Annotated in this window: 18 protein-coding genes; 12 read left to right on the top strand and 6 right to left on the bottom strand. The window is 66.0% G+C overall.

Annotation, left to right across the window (positions count from 1 at the left end; all coding sequences use genetic code 11):
• Positions 1 to 418 precede the first annotated feature (418 nt).
• Positions 419 to 775, bottom strand: a complete 357-nt coding sequence (locus tag NP777_RS18025; protein ID WP_256651177.1) for a hypothetical protein — start codon at positions 773 to 775, stop codon at positions 419 to 421.
• Positions 776 to 1703: 928 nt separating this feature from the next.
• Between NP777_RS18025 and NP777_RS18020 the strand changes: the two genes are divergently transcribed.
• The 5 genes from NP777_RS18020 to NP777_RS18000 all read left to right on the top strand — a co-directional run bounded on the left by NP777_RS18020 (position 1704) and on the right by NP777_RS18000 (position 11171).
• Entirely contained in the window at positions 1704 to 3197 is a 1494-nt protein-coding gene (locus NP777_RS18020) for a hypothetical protein (protein ID WP_256651176.1), read from the top strand.
• The gene (locus tag NP777_RS18015) at positions 3194 to 4009 is read left to right on the top strand and encodes a hypothetical protein (protein ID WP_256651175.1); all 816 of its coding nucleotides are present in this window, start codon (positions 3194 to 3196) and stop codon (positions 4007 to 4009) included. The genes NP777_RS18020 and NP777_RS18015 overlap by 4 nt, the downstream gene beginning before the upstream one ends.
• Positions 4010 to 5487: 1478 nt before the next feature.
• A complete protein-coding gene (locus NP777_RS18010) occupies positions 5488 to 8487 on the top strand; it encodes a hypothetical protein (RefSeq protein ID WP_256651174.1) in 3000 nt (999 codons plus the stop codon).
• Positions 8468 to 9583: a DUF2220 family protein gene (locus NP777_RS18005; protein WP_256651173.1), complete on the top strand. Its 1116-nt coding sequence runs from the start codon at positions 8468 to 8470 to the stop codon at positions 9581 to 9583. The genes NP777_RS18010 and NP777_RS18005 overlap by 20 nt, the downstream gene beginning before the upstream one ends.
• Before the next feature lie 331 nt (positions 9584 to 9914).
• On the top strand, positions 9915 to 11171 hold the full coding sequence (locus NP777_RS18000; protein ID WP_256651172.1) for a PIN-like domain-containing protein: 1257 nt from the start codon (positions 9915 to 9917) through the stop codon (positions 11169 to 11171).
• Positions 11172 to 11233: 62 nt separating this feature from the next.
• Here the strand turns inward: NP777_RS18000 and NP777_RS17995 are convergent, their stop codons facing one another.
• From NP777_RS17995 to NP777_RS17985, 3 genes are all read right to left on the bottom strand, one after another.
• Positions 11234 to 11683, bottom strand: coding sequence for a hypothetical protein (locus NP777_RS17995; RefSeq protein ID WP_256651171.1), 450 nt, complete (start codon positions 11681 to 11683; stop codon positions 11234 to 11236).
• A 185-nt stretch (positions 11684 to 11868) separates the two neighbouring features.
• Positions 11869 to 12132 (bottom strand): transposase, encoded by a 264-nt coding sequence (locus tag NP777_RS17990; protein ID WP_256651170.1) that lies wholly within the window; start codon positions 12130 to 12132, stop codon positions 11869 to 11871.
• A gap of 9 nt (positions 12133 to 12141) precedes the next feature.
• A complete protein-coding gene (locus tag NP777_RS17985; protein WP_256651169.1) occupies positions 12142 to 12948 on the bottom strand; it encodes an integrase in 807 nt (268 codons plus the stop codon).
• A gap of 639 nt (positions 12949 to 13587) precedes the next feature.
• Between NP777_RS17985 and NP777_RS17980 the strand changes: the two genes are divergently transcribed.
• Both NP777_RS17980 and NP777_RS17975 read left to right on the top strand, forming a co-directional pair.
• Positions 13588 to 14403, top strand: a complete 816-nt coding sequence (locus NP777_RS17980; RefSeq protein ID WP_256651168.1) for a tyrosine-type recombinase/integrase — start codon at positions 13588 to 13590, stop codon at positions 14401 to 14403.
• A complete protein-coding gene (locus NP777_RS17975) occupies positions 14400 to 16850 on the top strand; it encodes a tyrosine-type recombinase/integrase (RefSeq protein ID WP_256651167.1) in 2451 nt (816 codons plus the stop codon). The genes NP777_RS17980 and NP777_RS17975 overlap by 4 nt, the downstream gene beginning before the upstream one ends.
• A gap of 1 nt (position 16851) precedes the next feature.
• Here the strand turns inward: NP777_RS17975 and NP777_RS17970 are convergent, their stop codons facing one another.
• Entirely contained in the window at positions 16852 to 18402 is a 1551-nt protein-coding gene (locus NP777_RS17970) for an ISL3 family transposase (protein WP_256651317.1), read from the bottom strand.
• A 211-nt stretch (positions 18403 to 18613) separates the two neighbouring features.
• Here NP777_RS17970 and NP777_RS17965 point away from each other — a divergent pair, with 211 nt between their 5' ends.
• Entirely contained in the window at positions 18614 to 19204 is a 591-nt protein-coding gene (locus tag NP777_RS17965; RefSeq protein WP_123098885.1) for a hypothetical protein, read from the top strand.
• Between the two features lie 61 nt (positions 19205 to 19265).
• A complete protein-coding gene (locus NP777_RS17960; protein ID WP_256651166.1) occupies positions 19266 to 19706 on the top strand; it encodes a hypothetical protein in 441 nt (146 codons plus the stop codon).
• A 198-nt stretch (positions 19707 to 19904) separates the two neighbouring features.
• On the opposite strand, the gene NP777_RS17955 is transcribed toward NP777_RS17960, so the two are convergent.
• Positions 19905 to 20261, bottom strand: a complete 357-nt coding sequence (locus NP777_RS17955) for a hypothetical protein (RefSeq protein WP_256651165.1) — start codon at positions 20259 to 20261, stop codon at positions 19905 to 19907.
• A gap of 294 nt (positions 20262 to 20555) precedes the next feature.
• On the opposite strand from NP777_RS17955, the gene NP777_RS17950 reads away from it, so the two are divergent.
• The 3 genes from NP777_RS17950 (at position 20556) to NP777_RS17940 (ending at position 25564) form a co-directional block, all read left to right on the top strand.
• Positions 20556 to 20822 carry a hypothetical protein gene (locus NP777_RS17950; protein ID WP_256651164.1) on the top strand — a complete coding sequence of 89 codons (267 nt, stop codon included), beginning with the start codon at positions 20556 to 20558 and terminating at the stop codon, positions 20820 to 20822.
• A 38-nt stretch (positions 20823 to 20860) separates the two neighbouring features.
• Complete coding sequence (locus NP777_RS17945) at positions 20861 to 21007, top strand: hypothetical protein (protein WP_256651163.1); 147 nt, start codon at positions 20861 to 20863, stop codon at positions 21005 to 21007.
• 981 nt (positions 21008 to 21988) lie between these two features.
• Entirely contained in the window at positions 21989 to 25564 is a 3576-nt protein-coding gene (locus tag NP777_RS17940) for a LamG domain-containing protein (RefSeq protein ID WP_256651316.1), read from the top strand.
• Positions 25565 to 25941 lie beyond the last annotated feature (377 nt).

Here is a 25941-nt window from a genome sequence, read left to right as displayed (position 1 = left end):
CCTGGTAGAGCGCGTCGGCCAGCCAGAACTCCCTGGTTGTGGCTCCTGCCCGACTGCGCACGACGCTTGATCGCGGTGATGGCCTGTGGGGGCCAATCTCGCAGGTACCAAGACTTCGATTCCGCAGGTGTGCGCGCCTGCCTGCGGAACCACAGGCAAGGAGATTCGCCAGTGCGTCCGGTGACAGCAGACCCGACCGTTTGGGTCGGCCTGCTGTCCCGCCAGCAGACTGTGGACCGGAACCAGCCACGAAGTGATCGTGAAAGGCAGAGTCCAACCCGGACCCGACCCGAGCACCTACGACACCCGGGTCAAGGTCAGCGACGACGAGATCGTCCCAGTGCAGGCGGAGGGCTTCGCCCTTGCGCAGGCCGGTGCCGATGAGGGACTCGAACGGGTCGGCCATGTCCGGGTCGGCTCAGTCGCAGTGTTTGAGGAAGCGGACCGCCTCGTCGGCGGTCCAGATCCGGCGCTCCGGCGCGGACGGTCGGCGCAGGGCCGGTGGGCTGGCGGGGTTGTGGGCGAGGCGGTGCTGGCGGACCGCGTCCCCCAGTGCATTGGAGAGCATGGCCAGGCACCGGTAGAGGGCGGTGTGGCCGCCCCGCCGGACGGCCGTCAGCCGTTGGTGCGGCGCGGGGACGTCGATGGCGAACGTCCACGTCCCGTGGTGGCTGTCGGTGGGCAGGCGGGGGCAGTGTGCTTCGAGCTGGCGGTGGTGAGTGTCGCGGCAGCCGCACCGTCGGTAGACGCGGCCGCGGTCGGCGGTGGTACGCATGAGGATCGCCTCCAGGAGGCGGAGGAAGCCGACACCTCCAGTCTCGTGCGATCACATCCGACCACCACGCCTGCCGTGGCCAGCGTGTTTCCCTTGGCCGGGTGCCAATGGCGGCAGCTCGGAACAGTGGAGTTGCCCACCACCGGGAGCTGCCCACGATTGGCACCGGCAGGTTCGTCGTCTCTAGCGGTACAGCGGCGATGAGTCGCTGACCAGCGTGGATGGCGAGCTTCGGGGACTTTGGTCGGCTAGCTGGCCTAGGTGTGATGTCCATGGGCGTTGGTGACGGCGTCCTGGCCGGACGGGCTGGGGCCTTGCTTGGATGGCCCCTCGTTCCTATCTACCTGGTGGCCGAGCCGAAAAGCGCCACTCCTGCTGGGCCGCCGCTCAGCGCCAGGAAGCAGTCGAAGCCGGATAAGGGTGCCGTTGTTGCATCGCTCGCGCTCCGGCGTGACGTTGGCACCGTCTGGCACTGCGTTCTGCCGATCCCCCTGGCCACGGAAAGCGAGACCGGCCGCGCGGGGTAGTGGCCACGCCTTGCGCCGTGAGGGTCCCATTAATGTCTGGCTACGACCCTCGGCAGCCCCGGAGTACGACTGCCACCACCGAACCGGGCCCGACGAACTGTTCGACCTGATCCGCATCAAGCTACTCGGCCAGGGCAAGGTGGGGTGCCGCTACGGGTGCCGTTGGAGTAAGAGGGGTAACCCACCAGGTCTTTCTGGTAGGTCATGAATCAGCCAATATGTTGAGATGTTCTCTGGACTGTGATGCATCAGCGGCAAGGCTCTTATTGAGGAAATCCGCAGCAAATGAGCCCATAGGGTGAGAAGTTACTGTCGGGTCATCGGGGAGGGGGCCTCCGCGATTCTCGCCATGCTTTGTGGATCAGGTGACATCCGCAGCTTCCAGCATGTCTAGTGACGCCATGCATCAGGGGGGCGAACGGAAAGTATGGGCCGACGAAGGGCTCACGCGCAGGCTCAAGGCCCTGGCCTGCACCGCGCCCTTGCACGACCTCGACATTCGCAAGGCCAACCTGCCATGGCTGGACGGCTCTCAATACCAGATGGCCGAGGTGGCTCTGCAGATCATCGATCACGTGGCCATCGCGATGGACTACGACACAGGGGCGAACCACGAACAGGTCCTGCTCAGGGCCGGGGGTTTCGTCGGCTGGCAGGCGCCTGATCGCCCGGCCGACGAGCACACACGCGTCGCTGGATGGGTGCTCGACTCCCTGATCAACGTACGGGACACGGACAGGGGCTTCAGCCGCTTCTACGGAGAGATGGACGGCGCGGGCGCGTACGCGCTGAGGAAGTGGGACTTCAAGCTGATCGAAGAGCGTTCGGACAGCAACGGGGACCTGTATCTGCGTGCTTCCAACGAGGCGTTGAACGTTCTGGTCGGCGCGTTAGACACAGATGTGGAATCAGCTCAGATCGCCGCCGAGGTGAGGTTGCGCAACCTCATCGGCAGGGGGCGGCTGGCCGACGCGAAGGCCGTGGCCGAGCAGGCCCGTATCCGCACGATTCAGTACGCGGAGATCGTCCGCGCCCAACTCGACGCCACGAGCCGGAATGTGACGACGGTCGACTGGACCGACGAGGTACCGGACCTCCTCAATGAGGCTCTTGACCACGTCGACCACCGGCTCCAGGAAGAGTCCGCGATAGCCCGGTCCGTTTCCACCGAGCGTGACCAGTCCGAGGATCCGGTCCGTAGGAGACAGGCCGCCGACCTGGTCGACATCGTGGAGGACTGCATTCGCCGGCACACCCGGCTGCAGACCCGTTTGCGCGGCGCTCGCACGCTCTTCCTCGACGAACAGGACCGCCAACAGTTCTCCGGCACCGCCCTCAGGGCTTCGGTGGACGTGTACGGCGACCTCCTTCAGCCGGTGCTCGGGCTCACGCTGGCCGATGCCTTCCATCCGGTGCGCTCCTTCTACGAGCAGTCCGTAGGGCCGACGGCGGATGACCAGCTTTGTCTGGCCACGCTGGTTCCTGCGTTGCTCGCCCCGTCTCCCGAACGAGCCCGGTTCACGGACGAGGAGGAGGAGCCGGAGCTCGTCCCGGTCGTGGAAGTGCGTGGGTACACCGACGAGCAGCAGCGCGTGGCCGAGTCCTTGCTTGATCTGGCCGACGAGGCGATGCCGTTGTCCGAGCTGCTGGAGGAGGCCGCTGCTCTCGATCCGGAACTCCCTGACCTGTTGGCCTTGTTGGCACTGCGGGCCTTCAGCCCGCAGTTGGGGGCGGCATTGAGCGAGGGAGCCGACCGCGTCCTCCTCGCCGTGTCGGCAGGGTTCCCCTTGGACAGCCAAGGGTTCGAGGGTGACGACTTGTTGCTGACGTATGCGGCATTCGACCGTGCGGCTCTGGACGCCGACCGTCGGGAGAGGAACAGCGGACCATCATGACCATCGAGACCATGGCTGAGGACGCGGAGGCCGCGGGCAGACTCATCGGTTACGGCTTCAGGCCCAAGATCCGACCCGCGCGTGACAGTGTCTACGCGGCACTCGTGAAGCGCTATGCCGAGGATCCGGACTTCGAGACGCTCGTCACCCGATACGCGGTGGGCATGGGGCTGAGGGTCATGGCGGTCACCTCGCGTGCTGGCATGGTGCATACCGCGCTGCTGGGGTCGGCCTTCGAGACTCGGATGGACCAGTACGCCCGGCACGTGCGGATGCGGGAGAGCAGGGAGACCGAGCGCATCCTGTACGGCATCACGCACCTGGCTGTCGCTGCCCTGGCATTCCCTCGGCCCGAGGACTTGGCCGATGACGGCTACCAGGGCAAGGTCCGGGTGTCGTCCATCGACCGGCTCGTGCGATCAGTGTGCCGAGTACTTGCGGAACGTGTCGCTGAGAGCGAGGAGTCGCAGGATCCACCGGCTCAAGCTCCGGAACTGGAAAGGGCCTGGCGGGCCTACGAGCGCCGACCCGAAGTCGCCCCCACCAAGGGTGGACGATCAGGGGCATCGGCCACCCGCAGCCTCATAGGCCGGGCTCTCGCGCACCTCGTCGACCGCGGAATGTTCCACCAGGGCAGAGCCGACTCCGAGGACGGGGAGAAGATCTTCGTCGCCACCCACCGCTATCAGGTCCATGTGCGCGAACTGGCCAGCACACGTGCCTATGCGGAACTGACCGAACTCGGGGTGCTGCCTCCCATCGCTGGGGCCGGGACGCTCCGGACCACCAGCGCCGAGACGCTGTATGACTAGGAGAACCGTGCCATGTACGAGCTGTCCCGCGTCCGGCTGAGAACCGTAGGACCGGCCGGTGCCCGCTTCCACGACGTCACCCTGGACCTCAGTGGCGCGGGACGCCCGGTGGGTGCCGAGCAGGGAGCCCTCTTCGACGCCACCGCCACGACCTACCGGCCCTCGCCCGCCAGCCTGGTCCTTCTGGAAAACGGGGGCGGCAAGTCCGTTCTCCTCAAGCTCGTCTTCTCCGTCGTCCTTCCCGGGCGTCGCCACACCGTGGGCACGACCAACACGCGCGTCCTGGAGAAGTTCGTCATGCCCAAGGACGTGTCCCACATCGTTCTGGAGTGGATGAACCCGCTCACCGGCGATCTGCTGCTCACCGGCAAGGTGCTGGCCTGGCGCAACCAGGTCGCCTCCGAAGTCTCGGACAACCTCAGCGAACGCTGGTACTGCCTGCGGCCCAGTGACGAGATCAACCTTCGAACCCTCCCGATGGCGGTCGGCACGAAGTCGTGCACCCTGGACACATACCGGGACGAGCTCCAGGAGGCATACGCGGCCGACCAGAGCCTGGACCTGTACTGGACACGGCATCAAGGCGACTGGACGAATCGGCTGCAGCTGCTTGGCATCGACCCCGAACTCTTCCGATACCAACGGGAGATGAACGTCGACGAAGGCGAAGCGGCGAACTGGCTCAAACTCGATTCGGACGTCAAGTTCGTCGACTTCCTGCTGCGGGCGATCGTCAGGTCCGAGGAGATGGACGACCTGGCGGCGCTGGTCTCCGAACATGTGGAGCGGCTCGCGGGCCGTGGGTTGCTCCTCACCGAGCGGGAGTTCGTCGCCGGCGCGCTCGATCTCCTGGGCCCGATCATAGAACTGGCCGAGGCAGCCCGGCTATCGCGGCGCCGAGCGGAGCAGGCCGCCCGTGACGTCGCGGAACTGGGCAGACGGCTTTGGGTACGCGCGCGAAACGAGCAGGACGTGGTGCTCGGGCAGCGAGCAAAGGTCGTCAAGTCGCAAGAGGAACTCGATGAGCTGACACACGCGGCCGACCGCGCCGAGGCGATTGTGACCGAACTGCGCCGTCGCCTGGCCGATTTGAAGCACAAGAGTGCCCAGCGGGAGCTGACGGCGAGCGAGAAGGGACTTTCCGAGGCCCAAGCCCTGGTCGCCGCATGGCGAGAGACCTCGACCGTGCATGAGTACGACGACAGCATCGCCCAGGTAAGGGCGCTGACCGATCTCATTGGCGCCGAGGAGGAGAAGGCGCGCCCAGCACTGGAAGAGCGCGACATAGCGGCCCGCCGCCTGGCCCGCAGCCTGTGGGCGACGGCTGACGAGGCTGCCCAAACAGCCTCCGACGAGCTGAAGCGCGTCGCGGCGGGGGAGAAGGAGAAGAGCGCGGCACAAGAGCGTGCTCGCGAGGCGCATCGGGACGCAACGAAGGCCGAACACGAGGCCGCCCAGTTCACCAGTGGATCACAGGTTTGCGCGAGGACATCGACGCAGCCGTCGCCGACGGTCTGCTGCATGACGCCGCTGCATTGCCTCGGACCGTGGAGACCGTTCAGGAAGGATGCGACAACGCAGCCCAGCGCGTCACGGATCTGGAACGAGAATGGGCGGAGCTAGCCGATCGAGAGACCCTCGCGCATGACGAGTTGCGGAAGGCCGAGGCGGAGGCAGGCGACCTGCGTGGGCGCCGTGATCGCCTCACCACCCGCCTGGACGAGGTCCGCACACAAACAGTGCGCTTGGAGGCGAATCCCCGGCTCGCCGCGCTCCTCGACGTGCCGGACATTGACCTGGAACGCGACATCGCCTCGCTCCTGGACGCGTTGAGCACCGCACGCAGTGAGGCCGAACGAGAGCGGACCGAACTCAAGGTCGCCGAGTCCATCGACGAACAGGCACGCCTTGCCCTGGCCGCAGGCGACCTCCTGCCGCCCGCCCAAGTAATCTCCGACGCCTGCACGGCCCTTGAGGACGCCAAAGTGGTCGCAGTCCCGGGATGGCGCTACCTCGCTGCCATACCCGATGCCGACCGACGGCGAGACATTGTGGAGCGACTGCCGCACCTGGCCGCGGGTATCCTCCTCCACGATCCTGACGACATCGACCGGGCCCGAGAAGTACTCACGGCCCTTCGTCCCCAGCCGACCGTCTTCGTGTCGGTTTCGACAACCAGGTCTTTCATCGATCCCGAGGCGGAACTGGCGGGCGGCGTCGAGGCAGTGATCCCGCCTCACCCCGCCCTGTACGACGTGGACGCGGCGGCCGCCGAGCACGAGGCGATCGACGCTCGGCACGCCGTACACAGCGCCCGGGCCGAGGAGCTGTCCACCCGCATCGAGCAGGACGGCAGCCTGACCTACGCCCTCACGGACTGGCGGTCGCGCTACCCGGAAGGCAGCATCACCGCACTGACCGAAGAACACGCGGCTGTGGTGCGGGAGCACACAGCTGCCGAAGCGCAGGTGGTCGAACGCCAGGAAGTGCTCGAGACGCTCCAGGAACGGCGGCAGAAGATCAAGAAAGAGCTCCCGCCCCTGCGTGAGACTCGGGACTCGCTCGCCAAACGGCTGGAACGCCTCAGGGAGCTCGCCAACCGTCACGGCCATCTGCCGGAATGGACAGAGCAGGCCTCGGCGGCAAAGGAGAGGATGCGGGAGCGCCAGGAAGCCGCCGGGAAAGCGGAGGATGAGGCCACCGAACTGCAGAAGCTCGTCATAGACCATCAGCGCAGAGCGGACGAACACCAACGCACTGTGCGTATCGTCAACGACGAACGGGCCAAGCTTCCCGGAAGCGAGGATGTCCGTCGTTCCGATCCTGTTCCCGAACTCTCCACAGCCTTGCTGCGGAGCACGTACGACCAGGCCGCGGCGCGATACCTACGCGTCCAGGTCGGGAGCGACCTGCTGGAGGAGCGTGAGCGAGCCAACGAACGGGCCTCCAAAGCGAAACGAGGCTACTTCGCGCTCCCCGAGAAACTCCGTGATAGGGCGGCCGCACTGCTGAAGAGTCCCGAAGGTTCCGACGAAGCGGCACGAGCGACTGCCCTGGAGAGCGCGGTCCACGCGGCGCAGGCAGCCGATGCCAGGGCACGGAAGGCAGCAGTGGCCGAGTCCCGCTGCGCGGACGACCTGGCAACTGCGGAGAATCGACTGACAACCAGAGTTGCGCTTCCCAAGTATCCAGCCGATATCGAGTCCTGCACTGAGGCCGTCGAGGAAGCGAGCCGACAGCAGACGTCAAGCGCTCGCAAGGTGGCGGACCAACAGGAAGTACACACGCGGCTCGGACACCAATTGGAGGGTGCCGAGGCGTCGGCGAAGGCCTTCCAGTTCATCGTCGACGGACTCACCACAGACCTGCACGAAGGCGATAGCGACGCCGCCGACACCGCGCTCTACGAAGGAGACGCGGACACGGCCCAGGACCTCGTCACCCGGCTGACCAAGGAACGTACGACACGCGAAGCGAATGCCCGCACCGACGAGCAGACCCTGCGCGCGGCAACGGAGAAGATCACTCACCACACCGCCGCCCAGGAGTTCAAAGACCTACACGTCCGCGTGCAGACACAGATTCGTATCGCGGGTTGGGAAACGGTGGCGGCCCGCGCCACCGAATGGTCCGACGCCCTCAGGCCGCGCTTGCGCGCCTTGAACGAGGAGATCGACCAGACAGAGCGACACCGCACACTGATCGTGCGGAACCTCAAAGCACAGGTCGACAAGGCATTGGCCTCGTTGCGTCAGGCGCAGCGGATGTCACGACTGCCGGCGAGCCTGGACGACTGGGCTGCCCAGGAATTCCTCCGCTTCCGCTTCACTCCGGCACAGGACGACACCGCGCACCAGCGCATCGGAGAGGTCATCGACGATGCGGCGAAGGGACATACCGCAGACGGGCGGACTGTGCGCAGAGACGGGATGTCGCTGCTGCTCGCGGGTGTGAGAGCAGCGGTCCCCAAGGGGTTCCGGATCGACATGCTCAAGCCCGATGCCGTGCTGCGCAACGAGCGCATCAGAGTCTCTGAGATCAAGGACGTATTCTCCGGCGGACAGCACCTCACCGCGGCCATTCTCCTGTACTGCACCATGGCCGCCCTGCGGGTGAGCAACCGGGGCAGGGAGAGGGACACGCACTCCGGCGTCCTCTTCCTCGACAACCCGATCGGCCGGGCCAACGCGGACTATCTGCTCGCCCTCCAACGCAAGGTCGCCGAATCGCTGGGCGTGCAACTCATCTACACCACAGGGCTGTCCGACGACGGAACGCTGAAACGCTTCCCCCTCATCCTGAGGTTGCGCAACGACGCCGATCTGCGGGCGGGGCGCAAGTACCTCACTGTGACCGACCGGACCCAGGAGGCGCTCGACGCATTGGCCGAGCCGGACGGCACAGGCAACGTCACCACCACCAGACTCTTCAAGCGAGAGACGGAAGACGGACACACCCGTGAAGCACAGGCAGAGTGAGTTCATCCGGCACCTGCGAGCCGGTGCCACCGAGGCGGGCTGGAACGGCGCACGCAGGACGCGCGTCGTGCTGGACGACATCTGGACGGCATTCCGAAAGGTGAACAACCGGAACCCGGACGGCGAATACGAACCCCTGCTCATGTCGCGGCTGTTGGACGAACTCGAAGAGCACGGCCTGATCGAGCAGATGAAACAACGTACCCGGGACAGAGTGTCCCTGCCTCTCAAGATCTGGCTCTGTCCCACCGCTCCACCGCGACCCGCCGTACCACCCATGCCGCACTGGCACCCCGACCTCTACCGGCTCGCCCGGGAGTGGCCGACGGCGACTTCGAAGCAGCGCTCCGCGTACGTGGCCGTGAACCAGTGGCTGATGAGCGATCCGGACCTCTTCCCTGTGCCGCTTCGGGAGCGGGCTCTGGAGATCTTCGGAACGTACGGAAGTGAAGCGGATTTTCCCATGCCGGAAAAGACCTTCGATACCCTGCGCTCGGGGCCGATCTTCGGCGACCCCGACCGGTTGCACGCGACATTGCGCACGTTCACGACGCATCCGCCGCTGCTCACGGAAACGTTCCTGACCGAGATCGGGGACGGCTACTATCAGCTTGTCGGCGCCGGAGACATCCTGCTTGTGGTCGAGAACTCGGCCACCTGGTGGTCTCTCGTGCACAGTCTTCCCGAGAGCCACCGGCTGGGGTACGTCGCCTGGGGACTCGGCGGCACATTCCGCGCATCGGTCAACACGCTCGCGGCCAAGCACCGCATCGCGGAGATCCGCTACTTCGGCGACCTCGATCTCAGCGGGATCCGCATTCCGTACGCGGCATCCAAGACAGCTAGCGACCGGGGCCTTCCAACTGTCCAGCCCACTGAGCGTCTCTACGGCGCGCTGCTGGGGCTCGGACGCGCACGTGATGCGAAGGAAAAGGGCATTGAGGCGGGAGAGGCTTCCGCCCTGGCTGAATGGATGCCCGGGCCGCACAGGGCGAAGGCTGTCGGCCTCCTGGTGGCAGGCCGACGCCTGGCACAGGAGTGGGTTGGTTACCGGTACTTGACCCGCGACACGGCTTGGCACGCCGATCTGGTTTGACCAGGCAAGGCCGGGCTCATCCCGGGGTCGGGAGGAGGAGCCTCTCGCAACTTCGCGGCCGGGGGATCTACGACCCGGTCGCGCGCCGACGGACAGCCTCGGAGGACTGCTGAGGTCTGCGGACACCTGCCTCACGGTGGTGTGCCGCCGCGACGTTTAACAACGACTTGAAAACGATGCCTGCGCAAGCCCACGCGTTTCGCCAGGATGAGGCTGTGCCGGAGGACCGTGAGGGGGCGGTGGCATGGCCGGGGCAGACGGGACCGCAGGTGGGCTCTTCGATGGGTTCGAGGGATATCGAACGCCGACGGAAAACGACTACAGGCGGTTGATGACCACTGGATTGATCGTGCTGGATACAAACGTCCTTCTCGATCTCTACCGGATGAATCACCGGGTGCGCAGCGACATGCTCACCGTTCTGGAAAGCCTGCGGAACCGGATATGGGTTCCTCGTCAGGTCGTGGAAGAGTTCTGGCGGAACCAGCAGCATGACGGGCTGCTGGGTCATCACCAGGATCGTGCGACGCAGGCCAAAGACGCCCTCAGCAAGGCCTGCGAGACGATGCGGCAGGCCGTCAACCGCTGGGCGAACGACGTGCATCTTGGGCAGGAGGCGCCAATCCGTGGGCAGCTGGACGAGGGGCTCGCTTCACTGAGCCGCGTCATTGATGAGATGTCCGCCCTGATCGACCGCCAGGCCGCCAGCGACGAGGTCCCCGACTCCGCCGACACCAACCGAGATCCGGTGATCACCAGGCTGGAGTCCCTGCTCGATGGCCGAGTTGGTCCCCGCATGCCGGAAGATCAACGTGATCAGGCGGTCTTGGTCGCACAGACACGGGCGACCCATAAGCGTCCACCGGGCTACCGCGACTTCGAGAAGGGTAAGCCGCCCGAGGAAGCTGCCGGGGACTACCTTGTGTGGACGCAACTTCTCGCGGAGGGCCGACGGCGGGGCGTGGATGTGCTGTTCGTGACCAGGGACCTCAAGGAGGACTGGTGGCGCAAAGGGCCGTCCGGGTCGCCACGTCAGCCGCGCGTCGAATTGATGGACGAGATGTACGAGGAGACTGCTCAACGCCTGTTCATGCTGGAGCCCAGCAGCTTGATGAAGCAGGCGAGTCGGATCCTCAGTCTCGAGGGGCGCGTGGACGAGCGTTCCGTGCGGGCACTGGAGCAGTTGGAAAGCGTCGAGCTTGGCGATGGTGATCAATGGTCGCAGGAGAGCCTGGAAGCCCTTGTTGATCTTCTTCTGGAGACCGCCGACGTTCAAGCGCAGGCGATCCTGGAGGCGGCTTTGAATGACGGCTTGATCAGCCGGGAACGGGTCTATGAGATCGGTGGCTACGACCCGTCGCGCATGCTGCGCGGTTTCACCCGGCCGGTGAAAACGGCGACCCGCCGCCTTCATGACGCAGGGCACGAGACGGGAGACGCTAACGAGCTGCTCGTCGCGGTCTACGATAACGGAGTGATGGCCACCGGCTTCCGGATTCCTGCCTACACCGTTCCGATCCTCCGGTTGCTCGCCGAACGCGTGTACAGCGACGCCGACCGTATGGCAGATGAGGAGGGGGAGACGTGATTCCGTGACGCGGCACAAGAAGCTGGATGCCGCGTGCCATTTCACGTCACCATTTCTGCTGTTCAGGGCGTCCACAGTCGCTGCTGTGGCTGGATGATCAACGAATTCAGTCCCATTGGTACTTGCTCTTGTTGGAGGGCCCAGCCGAACCAGCTCGGTTCTTCAGCGCACAGCCGCGCCATAAGACTGGTCTGGTCAGCGCGGACGAGCATGGGGTGAAGAATGATTGTCTCGCGCACGCGGTCGAGCGGGACACCGCGTACCAGCCCGATGCCCTCAGTCATGTCCTCCGTCTGAGGGGCAGGTAGCGGCAGGCGGCGACGGGAGGCGTTCGAGTAGACAATGCCGGCCACATGCGGATACTCGTCGAAGACGCTGCGGAACAGGTCGGCTAGCTCCCGGACTTTGTGGGCGAGCGGGAGCCGAGTGAAGGGCGTGTGCGTAAGGGCGCCGTGATCTTCGACCCAGAGCCATGTCCCTGCGCCCTGGCTCTGCGCGGCCTTGCTCTGCACTTTGCCCGTCAGGCGTTGAGCTTGGTCTCTATCGATAAGGGGTCCGGTTAGCGTTGTGCCGATGGGCGGTGAGCCTGGTCGGGCTGTCAACACCCCTCCACGGGGGAGGGGCACTGCTACTTTCTGCTGGTCTTGAGAGCACCGAGCGGCGGCGTCGGCGTGTGGGTGCCGGAAACGGTGTCACTCTATGCGACCTGCGTGTACTCGTGGATGAGGCCGTCGAGTCGATCGAGTCGAAGGACTCGAGTGTTGTCGGTGGCGGTGGGTGGTTCGGGCTCACTGAGTAGGTCCGGCGCCCGTTGTCCGAGGGATCGGTGTGGGCGGTGTTGGTTGTAGTGATCTGTGTACTCACTGACGACGAGGCGTAGGTGGCGCTCTCCCGTGATCAGGATGCGGTCGGTTGCCTCGCGTCGGCATGAGCCGATCCAGCGTTCCGCGATGGCGTTCATCCGGGGTACCTAGGGCAGCGTTGGAAGGACGTGCACGCCGATGGCCTGGAAGACGGCGTCGGAGTTGTGGGTGAAGTATGCGCCGCGATCCCGGATGAGGAACTTGATCGACTCGGCATGGTCGCCGAGGTCCATGAGGTAGTTCCGTGCTTGCTGGGTGATCCAGGGGCCGGTCGGGTGTCGGGTGATGCCGGCGATGTGCACCCGCCGGGTGCCGTGGTCGATGAAGAACAGCACGAACCAGCGCCGAAGGAAGACCGTATCGATGTGGAACAGGTCGGTGGCTACGATTGCGGAGGCCTGGGCTTTGAGGAAAGTGGCCCAGGAGCAGTCCACACGCTGCGGCGATGGGTCGATCCCTGCTTGCTTCAGAATGGACCAGACGGTGGAGGCCGCGACGTCACGTCCAAGGCCGAGGAGCTCACCGTGGATGCGGCGGTATCCCCATCCCGGGTTCTCCCGCGCCAGACGCAGGATCAGTTGGCGCAGGGCCTCTGGTTTCGCTGGTCGGCCCGGACGACGGGAGGGGTAGGTCCATTTCCAGGCGATGAGCCGTGCGTGCCAGCGCAGGACCGATCGCGGAGAGACCAACAAGGCCACTTGTGAACGCCGCTGCTTGCTGACGAGCCGGAGCAGTGCCGCCATGACGGCCCTGTCACTCCAGGAGAAGCGCGGCCGTGGCTGGGCACGGCGTGTGATCGTCAGTTGATGCCGAAGGATCAAGATCTCCGCGTCCTTCGAGGCATCCGAACGGGCGAACAGGGCAAGCCATCGGAAGGCTTGGCAGGCGAGCAGGTAGATCAGCCGTATCACCACGGCCGGCATGCTGCCTCAGAACGGCAGTCCCTTCTTGAGGTCTGACAGATCCGAACCAGCAGGTCGGCCCGGGTGACATAATTCCCGGCACCCACAGTGTCTATGAGCGCGTCTGATGGGGTCTGGCACAAGTTCCGTGACGCGGACACGTAGCGTCACGCGAGGAGAACGCGTTTACCTGTTGACTGAACTACCGGGAGAGTTCTTACAGGTCAGTGACCTGATGGCGGATTCGTCGTTGCTCTGGCCGTGGAAGCATCGAGAGAGCTGGAGTCCCTGTTCGTCCCTCTGGTCGGCGAGCTGGTGGTCACGAAGGACTTGTGGGAACCCTGCCGGCTTGTCGATGCTGCCGGGGAGCCTGTAGAGGGTGCCGCTGCCTATCTGCGGGACTTGCAGGCGGCCGGGAAGCCGTCTGCGACGGCACGCTCGTACGGGATGGATCTCCTGCGCTGGTTTCGGTTCTTGTGGGCTATCGGTGTCCCGTGGGAGCGGGCGACGCGAATCGAGGCCCGTGACTTCTCCCGGTGGCTGCTGGTAGCTGGACAGCCGAGGCGTCCACACTGGCGAGCGCGGGGTGTTGGACTGTGGGCTGCGGGTGGGAAGCCGTACGCGGCGTCGGTCCGCGCGCACAGCGAGACGGTGCTGCGAGGCTTTTACGACTTCCATCTCGATGCGGGCACGGGACCGATCCTCAACCCCTTCCCGCTGCATCGATCGCGCCGGGGCCGCCGTGCTCACGTGCATCACAACCCGATGGAGCCGCATCGCAACGAACAGGCCGGGCTCTATCGGCCGACCGTTCCCAAGCGGGTACCCCGCAGCGTCCCCGATGAGGAGTTCAACGAGATCTTCGCGCGGCTGCCCTCCCATCGGGACCGGGCCCTGGTCGCCTTCTACGTGTCCACCGGCGCCCGCGCCAGCGAGCTGTTGTCCGCCACTCAGGGCGGGGCCGATCCAGGCCGTCAGCTGATCGCGGTGGTCCGCAAGGGCACCGGGGAGGTGCAGGAGCTTCCAGCATCGACGGACGCGTTCGTCTGGTTGCGGCTCTACCAGTTGGAGATGGAGGAGGCGATTCCCCGCGGGCGGCGGATGCCGCTGTGGTGGACGCTGCGTACTCCGTCCCGCCCGCTGACCTATCACGCGGCCCACCGGATGTTCGAGCGGGTCAACGCGCTGGCCGGGACCTCGGCGACCTTGCACGCGCTGCGGCATACGGCCGCCTACCGGATGGCCGAAGACCCGGGCCTGCCACTCACGGATGTCCAATTCGTCCTTGGCCACGCCCAGTTGACCACTACGCAGATCTACCTCACGCCCCGGAAGGAAGAAGTGATCCGCCGGGTCCTGGCACATCACGCCGAGCAAACCCGGCAGGCGGCAGCGAGAGCTGTTCCGGCGCCAGCCGAAGGCTACCGAGCCGAGACGCTCAATGTCCTCTTCGGCGGCCTGCCGTGACCCTCACCGCGACAGCGTCGAAGGCGGAGACCACGAGCGCGGCACTGAGGCTGCCGCGCGACCGGTTCCCCGAACGCGAGGTCCCCGTCGACTGGCCCACCACCCGGCTCGGACGCACAGAGGTATGGGAGCGGACGACGAGCACGCCGTTCGTCCTGGCCAACCCCGTGGTTCAGGGCAAGCGGGTGCGCGGCCTGGCTCACCTGCTGGACTGGCTGCACGCGGTTCCCGGTGAGTCCTGGCAGCAGCGATGGCTGGCCAGCGGCGCCGAAGCCCTGGGCGCCCAGTGGCGGCGGGCGCCTTTGCGATGGCTCAACCGCCGCGGCCGATGCTCCGCCTGGCTGCCGTCCGAGCTGTCCAACGGCCTGAAGGTCTTGATCTGCGCCGACGTCCTTCGTCCCTCGCTGGAGTGGCTGGTGTCCGTGCCCTCCTTAAAGGGAGACCTTGCCCCTGTTCTCGCCCTCGTCCGGGACCCGCACGGCTTCGCGCGACTGCACGCGCACTGCGAGGGCCGCACCGACCTGTCCGCGTCGTCTCGGCGCCTCATGCTGCAGCGAACCGCCGTGATCCTCGCGGCCAAGGGCGGCCTGATCAGCGACATCACCCTCGGCGACGTCCTGGAGCTCGCCGACACCGAGACGGCCACACGTGCGTCCTGGCCCAAAGACCTCCCCATCTTCTATCGCACGCTACGGGACCTGGAGATCCTCGGCCCCGACGCTCCAACGGGCTGGCGCGAGTTGCGCACGGGCGGGCAACGCAGCCCGGAGGAGCTGATCGACCGCTACCAGATCGAGTGCCGGCCCGTCCGGGATCTGCTCGTGGACTACCTGCGAGAACGCCAGCCGGCGCTGGACTACAACAGCCTTCGGGACCTTGCCTACTTCCTCGGCTGTCGTTTCTGGAGGGATCTCGAAGTCCACCATCCGGGCATCGACACCCTGCACCTGCCCGCCGATGTCGCCGCCGCCTGGCGGGAGCGCCTGCTGATCAAGCCGGAGACGGTCACCGGGCGAGACGGCGAGAAGTCCGTCGTCCCCGTCCCCCGGATCAGCTTCCGCGAGTGCCTGGTCAAGGTGCGGGTCTTCTACCTGGACCTGTCGCAGTGGGCCATCGAGGACCCCGGACGCTGGGCACGCTGGGTCGCCCCCTGCCCCATCGGCCGGGAAGACATCGGGGCCCGCAAGCACAAGCGGCAGCGCAAGGCCCGCATGGACGCCCGCACTCGTGAACGGCTCCCCGTCCTCCCTGTGCTCGTCCGCACGGTCGACCAGCGACGCCGGACCGCACAGGCCCTCCTCCAGATGGCCAGGCAGACCGAGCCCGGGACCACCTTCACCATCGGTGACCAGACACTGGTCCGCTCCGTCCTGCGTTCCGGCACGGCCACCGCCCGGATCTGGGCGGACGACCTGCGCGGTGGCAAGCGCCGGGACCTCGGACAGGAGGAGGAATACGCGTTCTGGGCCTGGGCCGTAGTGGAAGTCCTCCGCCTCACCGGTGTCCGCATCGAGGAACTGCTGGAGATCAGCCACCACGGCCTGGTCCAATACCGCCTGCCGACCACCGGCGAGATCGTGCCGCTGCTACAAATCGCTCCCTCCAAGACCGACGCGGAACGACTGCTGGTCGTCAGCCCCGAACTGGCCGAAGTCCTGTCCACCATCATCAGCAGAATCCGCGAACCCTCCGGCCCGGTCCCGCTGGTCGCCGCCTACGACTGGCACGAATGCATCTGGATGCCGCCGGCCCCGCTGCTGTTCCAGCGTCGATTCCGCACCGAGCGTCGCGCCATCAGCCACGGCACCGTCCGCAAGATGCTCAAGTCCGCCCTGGCCAGCACCGGACTGCTCGACCCCAGTGACGGCCGTCCGTTGAACTACACGCCCCACGACTTCCGCAGGATGTTCATCACCGACGCCGTCATGAACGGGCTGCCTCCGCACATCGCCCAGGTGATCGCCGGACACCAGGACATCAACGTCACCCTCGGTTACAAGGCCGTCTACCCGGACGAAGCCATCCAAGCGCACCTGGCGTTCCTGGCCCGGCGCCGCAGCCAGCGACCCTCCGAAGAGTATCGGGCACCCACCGACGAGGAGTGGGAGGAATTCCTCGGCCACTTCGAACGCCGCAAGGTCTCCACCGGGCTCTGCGGCCGGGCCTACTCCACCCCCTGCATCCACGAACACGCCTGTCTACGGTGTCCAATGCACTGGCCCGACCCCACTCAACGTGCTCGCATCGTCGAGATCCGCGACAACCTCCTCGCCCGCATCGACGAGGCACACCGCGAAGGCTGGCTCGGCGAGGTCGAAGGACTCCAGATCAGCCTCACCGGAGCCAACGACAAACTCGCCCAGATCGACCGCCGATCCCCCCGACCCGTCGATCTCGGAATCCCGTCCCCACGACGGCCAGACACCTCAGCAGACCAAGATCGCTAGTTCAGAGAATGCGAAGGAGCGGGAAGCCAGCGCGGCCGAACATCTGCCGCTTGAGCATCTTGATCTTGACTGCGCCTTCCACCGGTCCAGAGTTCCAGTGGGTGGTCAGTCCGGCGGTCACGGCGTCGAAGTCGCTCTCCAGCCCGACGGCGAAGGAACTGATCCCTGGCAGGCCGGCTCTCATGGCATCGGTGATCCACTCGGTCAGGCGGGCTCCGTCGAGCGTGGTGAGCATCTCCGCGAAGGAGCTGACCAACGCTGCTGCCTTCTCCAGTTTGGGGCACCGTGCGAGAACGGCTTTCCGGGCCAGTTGTTCTTCCTGGTCGAACGTGGCGGGGTGCCGGGTGAGCCAGCCGGTGACCTTTCGGATGGACGGGGGAGCGGGTGCTGGCGGCGCGCTGTCGACGGCGGGCAAGGTCCGGCGGATCCACTCACACACGGTGGAGTAGCTGCCTCGGAAGCCGCGTTCGGCGAGCTCTTGGTGCAGCGTGAGGACCGTGACTCGTCCGTTGGTCTCGGCCCACCGCATCTCCAAGTAGCCCTTGAACGGGTCGAGTTTGCTGACGCGTGGGCGCTTGTGCCCTTTGATCATGTCCTGCCAGCGGGCGGCGCGGGCATACCGCTGGACGGTATGCCGGCCCCAGCCGAGGTGCCGGGCGACCTCCCGCAGTCCCATGCCCTGGCCGAGCAGCTCGTGGACGAGCGCGTGATGGGCGCGAGCCCGTTCGGCGAACTTCCCTGTCGGCTCGTCGTCCTCCTGGTCGGGCTCGGCCGGGGTCTCCCACTCCGGCTCCGGGGCGGGCACGACGGGCGGGAGGTCGCGCAGGCATCGCCGGTGGGCGGCCACCGTCTTCTCGGCCGCGTTGACGAGGTTCTGCCACAGGTGGAACCGGTCGGCGACCTGCATGGCCTGTGGTGCCGCGGTGGTGGAGGCGTCGGCGTAGGCGCCGGAACGATCACGGCAGATGACTTCGATGCCTGGGTGCCGGGCCAGCCACGGTGCCAGCGTTTCGGTGTCGCGTTCGGGGAGCAGGTCCAGGACCTGGTGGGTTTCGGCGTCGATCACGACGGTTCCGTAGACGTGGCCTCTGCGCAGGGCGAAGTCGTCGACGCCGACCGCCCGCGGCTGGGTGGTCGGTGGGTCGGGGCGCTCCATGACGCGACGCAGCAGCGTGCTGCGGCTGGTGGCGATCCCGATGTGTCGCGCGAGCCGGGCACCGGCCCGGCCGGCCAGGGCCAGGCCGATCGTGCCCATCGCCGAGCGCAGTCGCTCGGTGGTACGGCTGTGGCGACGGGTCAGCCCTGGCACTTGTTCGGCGAACGTCCGCCTCGGGCACGAGGTGTTGGCGCAGGCGAACCGCCGGACGCGTAAGGACAGCACCACCCGTCGTCCCCCACTCGGCAGATCCGCTGGAAACCGCAGGTAGGAGCTATGGACCCGCTCTGTCCAGGTGCCACATCCAGGACAGGCAGCACCTGACGGCGTGCACCGGACCTCGATGCGTATCGCCTCGCCGTCGGGGTCCACGGCCGCGACAGCGATCCCGGCCACCGACGGGAAGAACAGGTTCAGTAGCGCATAGGACTCCTCGTTCACGGCGACCGAATGTCAGCCGCACCACTCGCACGAGGAGCGATTTCAAGGCGAGTTCGCCACCACCCTGAGCCGGGTCAGAAGTCACGGTGAGTAGTCGGGCCACGGAACTTGTGCCAGACCCCACCGAACCCGCTAGAAAACACCTACACCATCCTTGGGGGGATTCATGCACGTCCGTACCACCACTGTCACCGTGCTGCTCGCCGCAGCCATGCTCACCGCATGCGGAAGCAGCGACGACACCAACGCCAAGACCAAGACCAGCCCCAGCGCGGCCAAGCCGACAGCATCCGAGTCCACCGCCGAAACATCGCCCGAGACCGACGAGCCCTACTCGTTCGGCACCCCGATGGACTGGGGCAACGACGCGGGCAGCCTCACCGGCACCACCACCGTCCTCGGCTACGAACAGCCGATCAGCAGCGTCGGGTCGGCTGCGGAAGAGACCGGCGAGAAAGGCTATGTGTGGGGCGCCCTGGAGGTGAAGGTCTGCACCGACAAGGGCAAGCTCCTGGTCACGAACACCGACATGACCCTGGCGTACAAGGACGGCGCTCGCGTCGAGGCGTCCTCGTCGACGTGGGACGACTTCCCGAAGCCGGAGTTCCCCATCGAGACCGAGGTCCGCGCCGGGGACTGCGTCCGGGGGAAGACCGTGTTCCCGGTGCCGAGCGACCAGCGGCCCGAGAAGGCGATGTACGCGCCGGGCGGCGCCAGCGAGATGATCGCTGAGTGGACTGTGCCCGCGAAGGATTAAGGCAATAAGCGGCGGGCCGGCCCCATGGCCCGGCCCGCCATCACCCGGATAGCCTCTGGTGATGGACGACGTACGCGGAGCAGTCTGCGTGACCCTCTACGGCCCTGCGGAAGACTTCGACCGGGCCCTTAGCGCTATACAGCAAGCAGGCATCACCGCCCAGCAGGACAACTTCGAGCCGAACGCGATCGCTGCGTTCTTCCACACGGGGGCCGGACAGCCCTCATCGGAGTTCGTCGCCGAATGCGAAGCCCGTACGCGTGCAGCCGCCCAAGGGTCAGGCTTCACCGTTGACCGAGCTGGCGTGTGGCAGAGTAACGCGGCAACTCGCATGCTCGCCTACAACCGCAAGACCGGCGAGTGGCTAGGCGCCTTCATCGACACCGAGCTGCCGATGCTGTTCCGGCTTGAACTGATGAATGACATCGCGGAGTCCCACGGGATCGACCTGAACGACATCGAGCTGCGAGACCCGCCCGAACTCCAGATCCCTGAAAGATGAGGCGAGGCAGCCGCCCCTTCGAGCCGATGGACGGCGATCACTGCACGCCGGGCTCGCAGTCACGCCGCTCGATCAGCTTTCGGTCATCCAGCCGCACGTCCTCGGAGACGCCGGCGCGACGTAGGAACTTGCGCAGATTCCGCGTGATTCCAGGGTCCGCTCGCACAGGCCCACGTGTATCATGGTATGGATATTAGGCTAATTGCCGGGCATGCCTGTTGGGGGCAGGTGCCGGGCAGTAGCTTTTTCTCCTAGCTCACGAAAATGCGGCCACGGCACTCTCCCGCCTTCATCGTTTTCCTCGCGCTCCTTGAGGACATGCTCACCATGCTTGGAATGGGCGCGAGCGTAGAGCCAGCCCCACTCGTCAAGGGCGAGCCTCTCGTCTATGTAGCCCTTTTTCATATAGAGGCCAAGAATGTCCAGTATTGCGATGGCGCTCATCATCGTGTCGTAGTCGTGCCGTGCATTCTCCCGCATTTTCTCGGCGTCCTTAACGGAATTGATCTGGTCACGCAGAATTGTTCGCCCCCGCTGCTGCTCCGTGCTGGACATCTTCTGATGCAAGGCTAGGAAGAGGTCGTGGCGGTTTTGTTCGATGGCTGCGAATTCTGTGCGACGACTTAGCCTGTACGCCGCTCCGGCATACGCCGCTGACATCAAAGAGATAGCCATCGAAAAAGCTGCGATTATGTCTCCCCACATCCTTCCACTGACTTGTAATGAGCAGCGCGCCCTTCGTACTGGTGCGCTGTCTCCAGTGCGGATCCGACATCTTGACGAACCGCTCTCCCGGAAAGCGTTTCGTATGCAGGCGGTGCGGGGGTGGTCGAGAGTGTCCCTTCGGCCGTGGCCGAGCGCGTCAACGAGCGGGTCGGACATGCTCTCCACGACAACTCCCACCTGGTCGGACTCTTGGTGGAGGTCACCGACGAGGCGATGCTGCGGGAGGCGACGGGGATCGCAGAGGTGCAGGGCTGGCGTCCGCTGCCTTCCCATGCCCACTTCGCCCGCCACGTGCGCGCTGAGGCACTCAGGCGCGGCATGGCCGACCTCGCGTCGGCCGCGTTTCTCGCCTACCGGGAAACGGTGGGGCGCCAGCCGGGGAGCGTCTGACCGATGCCTCGACCGAGAGGCTGCTAACCTCGCTGCGTATGCGCTTCGGACAGTTCCGCAGCCTTTCGGTGTCCTACAGTACCCGCGCCGACGATCCTGTGAGCCTGATGATGGCCGGGCGGTCGGCCGAGGCGGAGCAGCTCCTGACGGAGCGTCCCGCCGACGCGGGTGGCGCCCTCGCCTAGATCCTCCTGAGTAACGGAGCACTGTGCCAAGGGCATTTGGAGACTGCCGATAGGGCCGGACGGAAGGCGGTGCGACTGGCACCCGAGCTGGGCGAGAGCTGGCACGCGCTCGCCGCAGCGGTCCGCGCCGCGGAACGGGCTCCGTCTTTCGTGCGCGCACACTGGGTGAAACTCGTCTGCGCCCGTGTGGTGGGCGATACCGGCAGAGCAGCAGAGGCCGAAGCGCACCTTCGCCACCTGGGCATTACACCGGATGGTGCTGGATCGAAGGGCCCTGATCACTGATCATGCGCCCTCACGAGACCAACATGCGCCGCTCGAGAAGTTATCGCTGCGCTTCAGGCGGCACACGGGTACTCGTTGAGCATCCTCCGTCTCGCGCACAGCATGCGACTGCCCAGGAGCCGCGGCGTGACTGACCTGGACTTTCCCCTTGCGTGGCGAGTGCGGCGTGGGCCAGTCGGCGTGTGCGCGGACAGGGTGAATGTGACTGCCAGGAAATAGTGTGCCAAGCGGCTCAGTCGGTCGAGATGGCAGGACGGTTCTCAGGCGCATCGCCGCGAACATGCTGGCCACGCGCGAATAGACCAGTCGCGCGGCGGACCGTCACGCCGCAGCGCTCACCAGTTCCGCCTGTGCTCCTACATGATCAAACACGTCGCCCGCACGAAAAGATGTGGTGGCCAGCCGAAGGCTTCCCGCGTGGGCGCTGGGTAGCTTGAAATCGCTCCCAGGCGCCATGAGGCACACGGATCACTCTTGACGCTGTGCCTTTATGTTGGATCTACTTCGCCGCACATATGAAGATTCTGTGACTCCGGGGTGGGGACTGTGGGGTTGAGGTGGAGCTGTCGCGTGCGCGGCGGTGGGATGAGTGCGGCGCGTCGCGCCGTCGCGGGGGCGTCTGCCGCGGCGATCGTCGCCGTATCGCTGGTCTTGTTACCGGTTGCATCTGCGGGTGCGTTACCCGTGGCACAGGCGATGAGTGCGTCGGAGCGAGCAGCTGCGTCGGGCGAGCCTGTGGAGGTGACTGCCCAGCGAGCCGAGTACTCGCAGACGTTCGCAAACCCGGACGGGACATTCACGCTGGAGCAGTCCTCGGTCCCGCAGCGAGTGAGGGCGGAAGACGGATCATGGCGTGATGTGGACACCACGCTGGAGCGCCGCTCTGACGGCAGTGTCGGGCCCAGGAGTGCGGTGGTCGACCTGGCGTTCTCCGGGGGCGGTGACGCCGAGGACCTCCTGCGTCTGGGAACGGCTGGCAAGTCGATTCGGCTTTCATGGCCTGGGAAACTTCCTGTGCCGAGGCTGGACGGGTCCACTGCCACGTATCCGGATGTGCTGGACGGAGTGGACCTTCAGCTGACAGCGACCGCAGAGGGCTATCGACAGGTTCTCGTCGTGCGGACGGCTCAGGCGGCCACCAATCCCGACCTTGAGCAGATCAAGTTGTCGGTTTCCGGGGTCGGGCTTGAAGCCGCCCCCGGCGCGGGTGGCGGGCTGCGTGCGATGGATGATGACGGCAACGCGGTGTTCAAGGGCCCGGCCGGCCAGATGTGGGACTCGGCCGGAGGTGCCGAGAGCCTCGCCGCGGATGGTCCGAAAGCCCCGAAATCCCTGGTGACGACGGCACCGGAGGAGAGAGGTCCGCAGACGCGGCCCGGCAATGGCGATGCCAGCGCAGTACTGCCCGTCACAGTGCAGGACGGTGCGGTGATCGTGAAGCCGGATCTCGGGTTGCTGCGCGGCGACAAGACTGTCTACCCGGTCTACATCGATCCGCCAGTCGGCCTCGGCGCCTCGGAGCGCACCAAGCTCTCGTCCGACGGGGACAGGTTCTGGCAGTTCGACGGCAGCCTCGGGGTCGGCAAGTGCGGTAGCGCCAATGGCTACTACTGCGGGGCCGGCTACGTGGACCGAATGTACTTCGAGTTCGCGCCATCGAAACTCGTCGGGAAGTACGTGCTGGATGCGACCTTCCGCGCTCACGAGACATGGTCATTCGATTGCGATCCGCACTGGGTGGACTTGGAACGCACCGACAACATCTCCGAGGGCACACGCTGGCCGGGACCCAGGCAACTCGATCAGATGGGCGATCGCTACGTTTCCGCCGGGCGGGGCAAGAATTGCAGGCCGGAGCAGCCTGACGCGTGGGTCGAGTTCAACGACAACCCGGACGAGCCGGACGAGAACCTCGCGAGCACGGTCAGGTCCTTCGCTGACGGCAAGATCTCTCGGCTCACGCTGATGTTGCGTGCGAAGGACGAAACCGACGCCACCGCGTGGAAGCGATTCGAGGACAACGCGACCCTGAAGGTCACCTACGTTCCCAGACCCGGTGTGCCCACCTCGGTGGGAGTGATTCCGGGGGACGGGACCTCCGGTTACTGCAAGACGTCCTCCTCGGATCCGCTGGTCGTCACCCGCAAGGATCCGATGGTCCAGGCTCGCGTCCAGACGAGAACGCAACCGAAGAGCGGCGAGGACAAGGGCTCGCTCCAGGCCGAGTTCTGGATGGAGCGCAAACAGGACGACGGGGCATGGGACAAGGTATGGAGCGGCTACCGACCGGACAGCGGCTGGGACCCGGACGGCACCTTGGAGAAGATGCGTACAACGGACCGGGCCGACGGTGGTATATACCGCTACAAGGCGCGGACGCAGTCGCACTGGGCTTACAGCGGCAGGTCGGGTGATCTGTTCTCGTCCTACTCCTCCTGGTGCTACCTGAAGATTGACTCCACCGCTCCGAAGGCACCGCAGATCAGTGCGGGCAAGCCTTACACCGAGTGCCTGCCGAACCAGTGCGTGGGGGTGGGCGGTCCCGGTGTGTCCGGCACGTTCTCCGTCAAGCCGAACGCCGCCGATACGGACATCACAGGCTATCGCTGGCGGTTGCTGACCACGACGGCCGCGAACACCAAACAGAGCGCCGGAGCACGGATCACCTTGAATGTCACTCCGCCACTGTCGGGTACCCAGGTGCTGTCCGTGGAGGCCAAGGATGTACGCAATCGCTGGGGTACCCCTGCGGAGTTCACCTTCGCCGTGGCGCCGGCCGCGGGCCCTGTAGGCCGATGGCACTTCGCGGACGGGGCACCGGGTTCGGGTGTAACCAAGGCCGTCGACAGTGCCACGGAGGGGACCCGTCATGATGCCACCCTCTACGACGAGGCGGGAACGGGCTGGTCGACCTTCGGGCGGCGGGGCGACGCCGACTATTCGCTGTGGCTGAACGACTCTTCGGCCACCAGCGGATATGCCGCCACCTCCACGGCGGCAGTGAACACCCAGGACTCATTCACCGTCTCGACCTGGGCGTACCTCACCGACTCCACCGAGAACAGGGTGGTGCTGACCGAGCCGGGAGAGGATGGCTCCGGCTTCACCCTGTACTACTCCTCCACGTACAAGAAGTGGATCTTCAACCGTACGGACAAGGACCGCAACGACCCCACGTACATCCGCTCCTTCGCCAGCGCGCAGAACCCTCCGCTCAAGGTCTGGACACATCTGGCCGGAGTCTTCGACACCAAGGGTGATACTGACAAGTCGAACGACACCATCCAGTTGTTCGTCAACGGTCGGCCGCAAGGCGACCCCGTGGTGCTGTCGAAAGCGGCGGCCGGTTACGAGCCGTGGACCGCCAATCGTGGCCTGCAGTTCGGCCGGTCCAAGGTGGGTGGTACGTACGGTGAGTACTTCCACGGCCGCATCGACGAAACGGCCCTCTGGCAGCGCGTGCTGACCACAGAGGAGATCCGCACAGAGGCCCGGCTGATGGGGAGCGAGGCGCCGCCCAACGAGCTGGTGGCTATGTGGGACGCCTCCGCGGCAAAGGGAACGGAGATCACCGAAGGCACTCCCTACCCGGCGGCCGCGATGAAGCTGTCCTCTACCGGGGCGACACTGAACGAAGACGACAACGCGCTTCTCCTGGACGGAACCTCCGGCTACGCCTCCACGACCGGGCCGGTGCTCGACGAGAACGGTTCCTTCACGGCCTCGGCTCGCGTACGCCTCGACAGCGCCAAGCTCTCCGGCAAGCCCATCGGCTACGAAGCCCAGGTGACCGGGCAGCGGACGGGCACCGAATCGTCCTGGGCGCTGTGGGTGACCAAGCCCGCGGAAGACACCTATCGATGGCGCTTCACCCGTACAAGCGTCGATGGCACCGGCAAGGCGACTCAGAGCGCTTCCGTACCCGGAGAGGAAAACGCCGAGCTGGACACCTGGGTGCAGGTGACGGGGATCTTCGACGCCCAGGAGGCATGGGAATGGACCGACCCGGATGACCCGGAGAAGACCGAGACCCGGTACGGGAAAGTGCACCTGTACGTCGGGGATTCCGACCAGGCGTCTCTGGACCGGGCGGGTTTCACGGCCGAACAGCAAGGCACCGGTGAGCTGGCCCTGGGCCGGGGGACTGGGAGCGGCAGCACGGGCCACTATCTGCCCGGGGCCGTGGAGGAGCTGAGGATCTGGGCGGGGGCCATGAGCGCCGAACAGATTCGCTCGCAGGTCCTGGATGCCGGCCCACTGGAGAACTCGTGATACCCGGCCGCCGTGACGGACGGCCGAAAGGGTGGGACAACGAGCGCGGTGCGGACCGCACGCGAGGGGGACGGGGAGTGAAACGGATCGTGTCGGCCCGTGGTGTCTTATTGGTCAGAAGTAGAGCGCGGAGAGGCCGCTGGCTGGGGCGCGTCGCCACGGTGGCCGGCTTGTCGCTGGTGCCGGGACTGCTGTCACCGGTCACGTTCGAGTCAGAGGCCAAAGGACTCGGCAGACCCAAGCTGGAGGCCCCGCGGGCGGACGAGGTCATACCCCTCTCCCCGAAGACGGACCGTAGGACTGCCGCCCTGGTGAAGGAGAGCGAGGCGGCAGACCGCTCGGCGGCCGAGGGGGCGCGCCGCGACCAGGCCAGGGAG

Source organism: Streptomyces rugosispiralis (genome assembly GCF_024505145.1).
Lineage (GTDB): Bacteria > Actinomycetota > Actinomycetes > Streptomycetales > Streptomycetaceae > Streptomyces > Streptomyces rugosispiralis.
Note: the sequence above shows the minus strand (reverse complement) of the source record. Positions and strands in the feature narration are given on the sequence as shown.